General features: G+C 57.2%; 8 protein-coding genes and 5 tRNA genes. 7 read left to right on the top strand and 6 right to left on the bottom strand.

Translation table 11 applies throughout. The annotated features are described in order from the left end of the window. Nucleotides 1–158 precede the first annotated feature (158 nt). The 3 genes from rlmH to GXM22_RS04400 form a co-directional block, all read right to left on the bottom strand. A complete protein-coding gene (rlmH, locus tag GXM22_RS04410; protein ID WP_005933115.1) occupies nucleotides 159–644 on the bottom strand; it encodes a 23S rRNA (pseudouridine(1915)-N(3))-methyltransferase RlmH in 486 nt (161 codons plus the stop codon). 211 nt (nucleotides 645–855) lie between these two features. Next, nucleotides 856–3,105 carry a DNA gyrase subunit A gene (locus GXM22_RS04405; protein ID WP_005933113.1) on the bottom strand — a complete coding sequence of 750 codons (2,250 nt, stop codon included), beginning with the start codon at nucleotides 3,103–3,105 and terminating at the stop codon, nucleotides 856–858. Between the two features lie 196 nt (nucleotides 3,106–3,301). Next, entirely contained in the window at nucleotides 3,302–5,293 is a 1,992-nt protein-coding gene (locus tag GXM22_RS04400) for a DNA gyrase/topoisomerase IV subunit B (protein WP_005933111.1), read from the bottom strand. A gap of 326 nt (nucleotides 5,294–5,619) precedes the next feature. Between GXM22_RS04400 and GXM22_RS04395 the strand changes: the two genes are divergently transcribed. From GXM22_RS04395 to recG, 7 genes are all read left to right on the top strand, one after another. Further along, nucleotides 5,620–5,695 (top strand) — tRNA-Phe (locus GXM22_RS04395). A 40-nt stretch (nucleotides 5,696–5,735) separates the two neighbouring features. Beyond that, nucleotides 5,736–5,811, top strand: a tRNA-Gly gene (locus tag GXM22_RS04390). A 30-nt stretch (nucleotides 5,812–5,841) separates the two neighbouring features. Continuing rightward, nucleotides 5,842–5,915 (top strand) — tRNA-Asp (locus tag GXM22_RS04385). A 36-nt stretch (nucleotides 5,916–5,951) separates the two neighbouring features. Next, nucleotides 5,952–6,027: transfer RNA gene (locus GXM22_RS04380), tRNA-Gly, on the top strand. Nucleotides 6,028–6,056: 29 nt separating this feature from the next. Next, nucleotides 6,057–6,131, top strand: a tRNA-Cys gene (locus GXM22_RS04375). A gap of 104 nt (nucleotides 6,132–6,235) precedes the next feature. Further along, complete coding sequence (locus GXM22_RS04370; protein ID WP_335341489.1) at nucleotides 6,236–7,240, top strand: PDDEXK nuclease domain-containing protein; 1,005 nt, start codon at nucleotides 6,236–6,238, stop codon at nucleotides 7,238–7,240. A 65-nt stretch (nucleotides 7,241–7,305) separates the two neighbouring features. Continuing rightward, nucleotides 7,306–9,366: an ATP-dependent DNA helicase RecG gene (gene recG / locus GXM22_RS04365; protein WP_035394160.1), complete on the top strand. Its 2,061-nt coding sequence runs from the start codon at nucleotides 7,306–7,308 to the stop codon at nucleotides 9,364–9,366. 85 nt (nucleotides 9,367–9,451) lie between these two features. Here the strand turns inward: recG and GXM22_RS04360 are convergent, their stop codons facing one another. The 3 genes from GXM22_RS04360 to GXM22_RS04350 form a co-directional block, all read right to left on the bottom strand. After that, complete coding sequence (locus GXM22_RS04360; protein WP_005933107.1) at nucleotides 9,452–9,988, bottom strand: TetR/AcrR family transcriptional regulator; 537 nt, start codon at nucleotides 9,986–9,988, stop codon at nucleotides 9,452–9,454. An 88-nt stretch (nucleotides 9,989–10,076) separates the two neighbouring features. Then, complete coding sequence (locus GXM22_RS04355; RefSeq protein ID WP_005933106.1) at nucleotides 10,077–10,586, bottom strand: transcription repressor NadR; 510 nt, start codon at nucleotides 10,584–10,586, stop codon at nucleotides 10,077–10,079. 57 nt (nucleotides 10,587–10,643) lie between these two features. Continuing rightward, complete coding sequence (locus GXM22_RS04350) at nucleotides 10,644–12,002, bottom strand: alpha-amylase family glycosyl hydrolase (protein WP_035394158.1); 1,359 nt, start codon at nucleotides 12,000–12,002, stop codon at nucleotides 10,644–10,646. Nucleotides 12,003–12,166: the final 164 nt, after the last annotated feature.

Here is a 12,166-nt window from a genome sequence, read left to right as displayed (position 1 = left end):
CTCTACTTTATCATGTTTTCTTATATTTGTAAAGCAAAAGGCCGCTGCATTTCTGCAACGGCCCTTTCTTTCTGAGAAACAGGCGGGTTGACGTTTCCCGCATCTCCTAACACCGGGCGACGGCTGCCTGTTCCGTCCTCTGTTTCTCTTTGCAAGTTTTACTTATGATACTTCATACCGGCATTGATGGTACAGGCCCGGTAGATCTGTTCGGTCAGCACCAGGCGGGCCAGCTGATGTGGCATGGTGATGCGGCCCATACTGAATCTGAGGGCTGCGGCTTTTTTCACTTCATCGGACAGGCCGTGGGAGGAGCCGATGACGAACGCCACATCCCCTGCCCCGCTGTTTGCGCGGTCGGCCAGGAACTGCGCCAGCTCATCGGAGGAGATCTGCCTGCCCTCAATGCACATGGCAACGATGGCAGCACCCTTGCGCACATTGGAGAGGATGGCTTTTCCTTCCTTATCCAGTGCTTTTTTCACCACAGCATCGGAGGCATTTTTCTCCTCGATCTTTTCCTCCGGCAGCTCGATGATCCGGAATGCCGCAAAGGCAGCCAGACGCTTCTGGTACTCTGCCACGCCCTCGGCAAAATATTTTGCGTTCATTTTACCAATACAGATCAGGTCAATATTCTGCATTACAGCTTCCTCTTTTCAGGATAAACGATTTAAAATTGTCTCCGCTACTGCTTGAACTCCCTCAGTCACGGCTTACGCCGTGCCAGCTCCCTCGGAGAGGGAGCCTCTGGCGAAACCGGATACTTTGCAATTCAAGCAAAAGCTTTCCCGCCATGCCAAAGGCCCCATCCTAGAGGGGGCTGTCGAGCGAATGCGAGGCTGGGGGAGTTTTTTACAGCATTGTCAGCTGCTCCCCCTCGTCCTCGGCGCGGATGAGCGCGCCGGTGGCGGGCAGACTGCGGACACGGTAGCGGTGGGGGTTGGCAAGCTCCAGCGTTTCCGCCGGGACGACAGATGCAATGGTCTGGTTCTTTTTCAGGGTCACAACAGCAACACCCTGGCTGTCGCGGGTGGTCTTGGCAGCGATCTGCGCCGTGTTGACCAGCAGCATCCGGCCTGCGCTGGTGCGGATGGCCAGCTCCGTGTCCTCGGGCAGGAAGAGCAGCTTTGCCAGCGGCTCCTTGTCGGAGTAGGCCTTGAGCAGCTTGCGGCGGTTCTGCTTGGTGGCGTAAGAGGCCAGCGGGATCTTTGCGCACTTGCCGCCCGCAAAGAAGAAGAGGACATAACCGCTGTAATCGCCCGTGATGACCATAGCGAGGATATTCTCACCCTCATCCATTCCCAGACGGCCCGGCAGATAGATGCCCATCTGGGCCACCTTGCCGTCCTCCAGCTCGTTCAGGCGCACCTTGTACACCTGCTGTTTGTCGGTAAAGAAGAGGGCCTCCACGTTGTTCCGCGTCTCCACTTGATGGATGATCTCATCGCCCTCTTTCAGCTTGTGGGCACCGGCGGTGCGCAGGCTCTGGGGCGGGATCTTTTTCAGGTAGCCCTCACGGGTGAAGAACACGGTAACAGGATAATCCGGGATGACTTCCTCTTCGGCACCGCTCTCCTCCTCGGGCAGATCATACAGGATCTCGCTGCGGCGGGGCTGGGCGTACTTTTTGGCCACATCGTTCAGCTCATTGATGATGATGCGGCGGATGCGGGCAGGCTTTGCCAGAATATCGTTCAGGTCGGCAATGTCCTTTTCCAGCTGTTCGATCTCACCCGTCCGCTTGAGGATATACTCCCGGTTCAGGTGACGCAGCTTGATCTCAGCCACATAGTCGGCCTGCACCTCGTCGATGCCAAAGCCGATCATCAGGTTGGGCACCACCTCGGTCTCCTCCTCAGTGGTGCGGATGATATGGATGGCCTTATCGATATCCAGCAGAATGGCGGCAAGGCCCTTGAGCAGGTGGAGCCGCTTTTCCTTGCCGTGGAGATCGTAGTAGGTGCGGCGGCGGACACACTCCATGCGGAAGGCTGTCCACTCCTGCAGGATTTCCCGCACACCCATGACCCGGGGCTGACCGGACACCAGCACGTTGAAGTTGCAGCTGAAGCTGTCCTCCAGCGGGGTGGTCTTGTAGAGCTTGGCCATCAGCTTTTCCGGATCCACGCCGCGCTTGAGGTCAAGGGTCAGCTTGAGGCCGTTCAGGTCGGTCTCATCCCGCATATCGCTGATCTCTTTGATCTTGCCCGCCTTGACCAGCTCGGCGATCTTGTCCATGATGGCTTCCACAGTGGTGGTGGGCGGGATCTGCGTGATCTCCAGCATATTCTCGCCGGGCACCACATTGTACCGGGCACGCACCTTGATGCTGCCCCGGCCATTCTCATAGACCTCCCGCATCTGGGCCTCATCGTACAGGATCTGGCCGCCGCCCACGAAATCCGGGGCGGGCATGGTGGTGGAGATATCGTGTTTGGGATCTTTCATCAGGGCCACGGTGGTGGCGCACAGCTCTGCCAGATTGAAGGAGCAGATGTTGCAGGCCATGCCGACTGCAATGCCCAGGGTATTGTTGGCCAGAATGGTGGGGAAGGTCACGGGCAGCAGGGTCGGCTCGGTGGTGGTGCCGTCGTAGTTGGGCACAAAGTCCACGGTCTCCTTATCAATATCCCGGAACAGTTCCTCGCAGACACCCTCGAGCTTGGCCTCGGTATAACGGGCAGCGGCGCAGGACATATCCCGGCTGTACGCCTTACCGAAGTTGCCCTTGCTGTCCACAAAGGGCACCAGCAGGCTCTCGTTGCCCCGGCCCATGCGCACCATGGTATCGTAGATGGCGGCATCACCGTGGGGGTTCAGGTGCATGGTGCTGCCCACGATGTTGGCCGACTTGGTGCGGGCACCCTTCAGCAGCCCCATGCCGTACATGGTGTACAGCAGCTTGCGGTGGGCGGGCTTGAAGCCATCGATCTCGGGCAGGGCGCGGGAGACGATGACGCTCATCGCGTAGGGCATATAGTTGGTCTCCAGCGTGCTGGTGATGGGATCTTCCAGCACACTGCCCGCGTTCAGGATCTCAACGCCGTCGCCCAGCTGCGGGCGGACAGGCTTGGTCGTTTTTTTGGTTGTTCGTTTTGCCATTTTTGCTCCTCTTGTTTATTGCGCCTGTTCTTTTTCGGCAAACAAGCTCGCCCTCTCAGCCTCGCTTTGCTCGGCAGCTCCCCCAAAGGGGGAGCCCTTGGCAGTCCACATAAGCTTCATCTCTTTGCCAAGGCCTCTCCCTTTGGGAGAGGTGGATTTGCGTAGCAAAGACGGAGAGGGCGAGGCCGTCAATCTCTCAGCTCACATCCAGATCATCCAGATATTCCGCGCCGTGCTGTGCAATATGTTCTTTGCGTCCGGCAAGGTTATCTCCCAGCAGCAGGTCAAACACCCGGGCCGTTTCCTCCACGTCCGTGGGCAGCACCTTGATCAGGCGGCGGCTCTCGGGGTTCATGGTGGTCAGCCACATCATCTCGGGGTCGTTTTCGCCCAGACCTTTGGAGCGCTGGATGGTATACTTTTTGTCGCCGATCTCCTTCAGGAAAGCTGCCTTTTCCGGCTCGGTGTAGGCAAAATAGGTGCGATCCTTTGTGGTGATCTCATACAGCGGCGATTCCGCGATATAGACATAGCCCTCGTTGATCAGAGTGGGGGTCAGCCGGTAGAGCATGGTCAGCACCAGCGTGCGGATCTGGTAGCCGTCCACGTCAGCATCGGTACAGATGACGATCTTGTTGTAGCGCAGGTTATCGATGTTGAAGGTGGCAAGCTCCTTGTTGTGCTTGCCGCCCAGCTCCACGCCGCAGCCCATGACCTTGATAAGGTCCACGATGACATCGGACTTGAAGATGCGGGCGTAATCGGCCTTCAGGCAGTTCAGGATCTTGCCGCGGATGGGCATGATGGCCTGATATTCACTGTCGCGGCTCTGCTTGACCGCGCCCATAGCGGAATCGCCCTCCACGATGTAGAGCTCCCGGCGGGAAGCATCCTTGGTGCGGCAGTCCACGAACTTCTGCACCCGGTTGGCCAGATCGATCTGGGTGGAGAGCGTCTTTTTGATGCTCTGTCGGGTCTTTTCGGCGTGCTCGCGGCTCTGCTTGTTCACCAGCACCTGCTGGCAGATCTTCTGGGCCTCCTCCGGCTTTTCAAGGAAGTAGACCTCCAGGTAATGCTTGAGGAAATCAGTCATGGCCTGCGAGACGAACTTGTTCGTGATGGCCTTTTTGGTCTGGTTTTCGTAGCTGGTACGGGTGGAGAAGCTGGACGAGACGTAGACCAGGCAGTCCTGCACATCCTGGAAGCTGATGGCACTCTCGCCCTTCTTATAGAGGTTCTTGTCCTTCAGGTATTTGTTGATCTGGTAGACAAACGCCGTGCGGACGGCGTGCTCGGGGCTGCCGCCGTGCTCCAGCCAGGAGGAGTTGTGATAGTATTCCAGCAGCTGCACCTTATTGGAGAAGCAGAAGGCAGCGCTCATCCGCACCTTATAATCCGGCTGATCCTCACGGTCACGGCCGGAGGCCTCGCTTTCGCAGCTGAACACCGGGGTCAGGGTGTCCTCTCCTGCCACCTCCTGCACATAGTCGGCGATGCCGTTCTGGTAGCACCAGCTCTCCTTCCAGGGCTTGCCGGTGGCGGGGTCCTTTTCCTTTTCGTCCGTAAAGTTCAGGGTCAGGCCCGCGTTGACCACGGCCTGACGGCGCAGCACATCCTTATAGTAGCTGCCGGGCACGTCAATGTCCGTAAACACCTCATCGTCGGGCTTCCAGTGGATGATGCTGCCGGTACGGCGGCCCTTGTATGGTTCCTTCTGCAGGCCGCCCACATTCTCACCCCTTTTGAAGTCGAGGTGGTAATGAAAGCCGTCGCGATAGATATCGGCGGTCATCCAGGCAGAAGCGTACTGGGTGGCGCACAGGCCCAGACCATTCAGGCCCAGGCTGAACTCGTAGTTGTCCTCGCCCTCACCGTATTTGCCGCCCGCGTACATCTCACAGAACAGCAGCTCCCAGTTGTAGCGGCCCTCGCCGTTGTTCCAGTCCACGGGCATACCGCGGCCAAAGTCCTCCACGATCACGCTGCCGTCCTTGCAGCGGGTCACATTGATGGTATCGCCGTGGCCATCGCGGGCTTCATCAATGGAGTTGGAGACGATCTCAAAAATAGAGTGGGCGCAGCCTTCCACGCCGTCTGAGCCAAAGATAACGGCCGGGCGCTTGCGCACACGGTCGGCACCCTTCAGCGAAGTAATGCTTTCGTTGCCATATTCCTGTTTTCTTGCCATGCTGTCCTCCAGGCCTGTTCTCTTGTAATGAGCAGGTCGTCAAATCAAAACGCCTTTGCTCTTTCCCTTATAATAAGTATAAGCGATGTGTAAAGAGCAAAAGCGTCGGTGTTCTTTTCTTTTATTAAACCATAGGTTGTATTACTTGTCAATTTCTTCGGGCAGATTTCTTGTCCTCCCGATCCGGTAGAAAAAAGCCCAGAAAGTCATTCTTATTTTGCGCGTTGAAACGCATAAAACGAAAAAAGTTTCAGTTTTTTTCAAAAATTTTGAATTTACCCCTTTACAAAATCAAAATTTCAGGTATAATAATCATCGTCCGGTGCGCCTCTGTAGCTCAGTCGGTAGAGCAGGGGACTGAAAATCCCCGTGTCATTGGTTCGATTCCGATCGGAGGCACCACCTTTCAGAAGAACAAGAATTACTCCTGTTCCTCTGATATGCGGCCGTAGCTCATCTGGTAGAGCGCCACCTTGCCAAGGTGGAGGTAGCGAGTTCGAGCCTCGTCGGCCGCTCCATAACGGAGTGGTAATAATCGCTCCGGATATGGCCCGGTAGCTCAGTTGGTTAGAGCACCAGCCTGTCACGCTGGGGGTCGTCGGTTCGAGCCCGATCCGGGTCGTCTTTCCCTGTGGTGCAAGGGTAAATGCACCAATATGCGGCCGTAGCTCATCTGGTAGAGCGCCACCTTGCCAAGGTGGAGGTAGCGAGTTCGAGCCTCGTCGGCCGCTCCAAATGGAGTGGAAATATTCACTCCAAATATGGTGACGTGGCCAAGTGGTAAGGCAAGGGTCTGCAAAACCCTCATCCACCAGTTCAAATCTGGTCGTCACCTCCAAAAGTTCCCGGAAGCTGCGGCTTCCGGGATTTTTTGTTTTGCTTTTCTTTTCCCCGTTCCCGTGTTACAATGGGGATACTATTTTTGCGAAGGGGGCCGGCAAAGTGCTCTTGAATTCCAGCGAATATCTGAATACCGTTGAATCCATCAAGGAGGAAATTCGCGCGGCGCAGTATCGCGCATCTGTCAGTGTCAACCGGGAGCTTCTGCTTCTCTATCATACGATCGGCAATACGATCAATGCACATAAGACCTGGGGCAGCAAATTCATTGAAAGCCTTTCTGCCGATATCAAACTTGCTTTTCCGGACGCTTCCGGTTATTCCGTTCGGAACTTGAAGTATATGGCAAAATTTGCACTTGCTTACCCTGACGAGGAATTTGTGCAACAGCCTGTTGCACAAATTCCGTGGGGACACAATACCGTTCTCCTGGATAAGCTTTCCTCACCAGAAGAACGCCTATGGTACGCTGAAAAAGTTATTGAAAACGGTTGGTCTCGGAATGTTTTGATTCATCAGATCGAGGGTGGATTATATCAACGTCAGGCCATTGCATCAAAAATCACAAATTTTGAAGCTCGTCTGCCCGCCTCGCAAAGTGAGCTTGCCTTGCAAACGATGAAAGACCCCTATCTCTTTGATTTTATCCCTTTGAAGGAAAATATGCTTGAGCGGGATATCGAGCAGGCTCTTGTCAAAGATGTCACCAAGCTTTTGCTGGAGCTGGGCACTGGCTTTGCTTTTCTGGGCAACCAGTATCATCTGAATGTCGGCGGTGATGATTTTTATATCGACCTGCTGTTTTATAATCTGAGCCTGCGCTGTTATGTTGTGATCGAATTGAAAACAGGCGAATTCAAACCAGAGTATGCCGGACAGCTTAATTTTTACCTTTCTGCGGTAGATGGATTACTGAAAAAAGAACAGGATTCCCCTTCCATCGGCCTTCTGCTCTGCAAAAGCAAGAACGATCTGGTTGCAGAGTACTCCCTTAAAGATATGAGTAAACCCATCGGAGTCAGCGCATACCGTATCACAAGCTGCCTGCCGGAAGAGTTTGAAAAGCAACTGCCTTCTGTTGAGGATCTTCAAAAGCGAATTTTGTAAGGCAGATTTTTCCCCGTTCCCGTGTTACAATGAGGATACTATTTTTGCGGAAAGGAGGGCCTGCCATGCCCGCTGAACATCACACCACCCTGACCCCGGACACGCCGGTGCGCTACCTCAAGGGCGTGGGGCCCAAGACCGCCGAGCGGTTTGAGAAACTGGGCATCGTGACACTGGCCGACCTGCTCTGCCACTATCCCCGGCGTTACATCGATTTTTCCCGTCCCTACTCCATTGCCGAGGCCCCGCCAGACACCGAGTGCGTGGTGAAGGCCGAGGTGTTCGCCAAACCTGCCGGGCGCATCCTGCCGGGCGGGCGGCGGATGGAGCGCATCACCGCCGGGGATGATGTTTCCAGCCTGGAGATCACCTGGTTCAACAATCCCTATGCCACCCAGAAGCTGGAGCTGGGGCAGGAATACTATTTTGAGGGCATCGTGACCGGCGGGATGCTTCGCCGTCAGATGGTCAACCCGCAGGTGCGCACGGCGGCACAGATCACCGCCGCTCCCTTCGAGGCCGTTTACCCCCAGACCGAGGGGCTTTCCAGCACCGTGATTGCAAAATGCATCCGGCAGCTGCTCCCCCATGCGGAACTCCTGCCCGACCCGCTGCCAGAGGAGATGCTGAAAAAATACCGCCTGCTCTCCAAGGCCGATGCTGTGCGGGCCATCCACTGCCCTGCCACAGAGGAGGAGGCTTTTGCAGCCCGGCGGCGGCTCATCTACGAGGAGCTGCTGGTGCTCCAGTTGGGCATTGGACGAATGAAGAACCGGGGCAGCGCCTCCACCGGTGCACCCATGCAGCGGCTCGACCCGGCCCCCTTCTGGGCATCACTCCCCTTCTCCCCCACCGGTGCCCAGCGCCGGGCCGTAGACGAAATTCTGACCGATCTGTCCGGCAGCACCTCCATGAACCGCCTTTTGCAGGGCGATGTGGGCAGCGGCAAGACACTGGTTGCCGCCGCCGCCATCTGGGCCTGCATCCGCAGCGGATACCAGGCGGCCCTGCTGGCCCCCACCGAGATCCTTGCCGCCCAGCACGCAGAGAATCTGAACCGGATGCTGGCCCCCTTCGGGATGCGTGTGGCCCTGCTGACCGGCGGCATGAAGGCCGCCGCCCGCCGCACCACGCTGGCTGCCATCCGCAGTGACGAAGCCGACCTTGTGGTGGGCACCCACGCCATCCTGAGCGAGGGCGTGGAGTTTGCCCGGCTGGGTCTGGCTGTGGTGGACGAACAGCATCGCTTCGGCGTGCGCCAGCGCGGAATGCTGGCCGAAAAGGCCGCGAACCCCCATCTGCTGGTGATGAGCGCCACGCCCATTCCACGCACACTGGGTCTGCTGATCTACGGCGATCTGGACATCTCTATCCTTGATGAGCTGCCCCCAGGCCGCAAGCCCGTCAAGACCCGGTGCATCACCGGAAAAAAGCGGCGGGATCTCTACGGTTTTCTTGACCGGGAGATCGGAGCCGGACGGCAGGTATATATCGTCTGTCCCGCCATCGAGGACACACCGGACGGCGGGCTGAACGCCGTGAAGAGTTACTACGAGGACATTGCCAAAGCCCTTCTCCCCGACCGCCGGGTCGGCCTGATGCACGGTAAGCTCAAGCCAAAGGAGAAAGCCGCTGTAATGGACGATTTCAAAGCCGGCCGGCTGGATGCACTGGTATCCACCACCGTCATCGAGGTGGGCGTGGATGTCCCCAACGCCACCGTCATGGTCATCGAGAACGCCGAGCGCTACGGCCTGAGCGCCCTGCACCAGCTGCGGGGCCGCGTGGGCCGAGGTGCCGCCGAGAGCTGGTGCTTCCTTGTCAGCGACAACACCGCCGAGAGCGTCCAGAAGCGGCTCAAGTTCCTCTGCTCCACCTCGGACGGCTTTGCCGTGGCGCAGTTCGACCTTGAGACCCGCGGCCCCGGCGACTTTTTCGGCAGCCGCCAGCACGGCCTGCCCACCCTGCAGATTGCCGACCTGATGAACGACACCCGCACCCTTCACGCCGCTCAGGCCGAGGCCGCCGCTCTGCTGGCAGCAGACCCCCTGCTGGAAGCGCCGGAGCACAGCCTGCTCGCCGCGCAGGTCGAACAGATGTTCACAAAGGCCGGAGCCATGAATTGAAACAATAAAAAGAACCGGTTTCCATGTATTTTAAATGAGAAAGGCTCCTGCGAAAGCAGGAGCCTTTCTCATGATTACCATTCTATCATCGGTTCAGGCTTTGCGCCGCTTTGGCGATCACAGCCAGCAGATTGACCAGATGTTCCACGTCCATCTGGCCGCTGTTGTTGGCAAAGGCATAGAAGCAGCCCTGCACGCAGAACGAAAGCAGGATGCCCCGGTCGGGGTCCGCTGCAAAGGTGGGGTCTTTGGCAGCCAGACGGTCTCGCAGACCCTTTTCAATGCAGTTGGCAAAGATCCCCTGCCTTGCCCCGGAGAAAAGGATGTTCACCGCCTCCTGGTTCTGAACAAAGGCATGGAACAGTTCACGGGTCAGCTGCTCTGTGTGTGCAGCGGTAAGCCCCACATTGGGCACACTGTCCAGAATGACATGGATGAGCTTGTTCTCCAACCGGCTGGACAGCTCATAGATATCCTCATAGTGGGCATAAAAGGTGGATTTGTTCACCTTGGCCAGTGTGCACAGGTCTTTGATCCTGATTTTTTCCAGCGGCTGGCGGGCACGCAGCTCCATGAATGCCTTTTCGATGGCGCGGTCAGTCTTTTCAATGCGGATGTCCAAAATAATCCACCACTTTCATCGTTTCGTTGGATATCCAACGCTTTTCGTTTTTCGGGGATAGACAGTTTGTTCGAGTTTTCTTACAATATCAATAGAGAATCCCTTTCTCTCTCAATGCGGCTTCGATCCTCTGGAATGTTTCTTCATCCGGGCAGCGGAGGGTGTGCAGGTGCACGCCGCCGGTCATCCGGCTGAGCAGGCACTCCGGGGTATTGGCTGCCTGGGTGATAAAGGTGTCCACATCGTATCGGCTGGCGAGGTTCAGGTTGCCCCGCAGCTCGCCGTAAAGCGGGTTTTCCACCGCCACATCGACCACCACGCCTCCCTGATCCACCACCGTGTAAAGCTCGGTGCGCATCTCATCGGCAGTCCTGTGCACACAGGCCAGGATGCCGGTGTAGCCGCCGGGGGTCGGGTGGAACTGATACCCGCGCGGGGTGGCCTCGATTTCGGCCCCGCCTGCCCGCAGAAGGGCCACGTCCCCCACCACGATCTGGCGGCTGACCCCCAGCTTTGCGGCCAGTGCACTGGCACTGATGGGTGCGCTGGCCCCATGGAGCTGTTGCAAGATCTTTTCCCGGCGCTGTGCTGCGTTCATTGTTGTTCCCCCTGTCAGCATTTTTCCCTATTATAATAGTGCATGACAGGTGTCCTGTCAATCCAGACGCAGGACAGTGGCGTAATTGGAGGGCAGCTGGACCTTCATCCGGCCAGATGCAAGGCTGACCATCACATTCTCAGCGCCCACGGTATCGGCCAGCAGGTCCGTTGCAGTGTTGGCCTCCACCGGCAGCTGGAACTCCATCTCCGCCGGGCCGTCGCCGTTGTTGAATACGGCCACGAGGGCTTTTCCATCCAGCACCCGGGCAAAGGCATAGCACTGGGTGGTCAGCTGGAGCTCCTTCACCTCGCCCCAGCTCAGGGCTGGGTATTCGGCCTTCAGCCTGCCCAATGCGGCGTACACACTGGTGACGGGGTTGGTGGTCAGGTCATCCCGGAATTTGTCCAGCTCCAGGCAGGGGCGCAGGGGCCAGTCACTGCCCCACTCCTTTTTGCCCTCGATGCCAAATTCGGAGCCGTAGTAGATGGACGGAATGCCCCAAAGCGTGTATACTAGAATTGCAATGTGCCGGATGTGCGCCTTGTTCCGCAGCTTATTGGGCAGGCGCTCCACATCGTGGTTGTCGGAGAAGGTATAGAGCCGGGTGTCGTGGCAGAGCCCCTGCAGGCGGCGCATGGTGTGTGCGATCTCAAAATAGTTGTGGTCGTTGTGGCCGCTCCACAGGCCCTTGTGCAGCTCATAGTTGGTAACGGAATGGAGCATTTCAGGGTTGGCCCAGCGGCTGTAATCGCCGTGGATGACCTCGCCCATCAGCCAGAACTCAGGCTTGACCTCGTTGGCAAGGCGGCGCAGACCCTTCATAAAGTCGAAGTCCAGCACATCCGCTGCATCCAGCCGGATGCCGTCAATGTCGAATGCATCGACCCAGAAGCGGATGGTATCATAATGGTAGTTCTGCACCTCGGGGTTGCGCTGGTTCAGCTTGACCAGCAGGTTGAAGCCGCCCCAGTTGCCATAAGAAAAGCCGTCGTTGTACTCGTTGTTGCCCCAGAAGTTCACATCGCAGAACCAGTCCTTATAGCGGGAATTCTCGCGGTTGGCCTGCAGGTCTTTGAAGGCAAAGAAATCCCGGCCCACATGGTTGAACACACCGTCCACAATGACCTTCTGGCCCCGGGCGTGGCAGTTGGCCACGAACTCCCTGAACTCCTCGTTGGTGCCCAGGCGGCGGTCCACCCGGCGATAATCGATGGTATCATAGCCGTGGGAGCCGCTCTCGAACAGCGGGCCGATATAAATGGCCGTGCAGCCCAGGTCTTTGGAGGCGTGCTCGGCCCAGGCGTTCAGCTTTGCGAACGCGCCCGGTGTGGGCTGGCCATCGTTTTCGTGCGCACAGCCGCACAGGCCCAGCGGATAAATTTGATAAAAAACTGCGGTATCATACCATGCCATAGTTACTCTCTCCCATATCATTTCTTCTGCCGCCCAGCAGCGGCAGGCTCAGTATACCACAAACTCCGCCAATTGTGTGGATGTTTGATAAATTTTCCGCATAGTCTCTGTTAAAATCAGCAAGTGTGATGATTTTGATCAAAAATTATTGGTAAATATGACCG

The sequence above is a fragment of the Faecalibacterium duncaniae genome, assembly GCF_010509575.1.
Lineage (GTDB): Bacteria > Bacillota > Clostridia > Oscillospirales > Ruminococcaceae > Faecalibacterium > Faecalibacterium duncaniae.
Note: the sequence above shows the minus strand (reverse complement) of the source record. Positions and strands in the feature narration are given on the sequence as shown.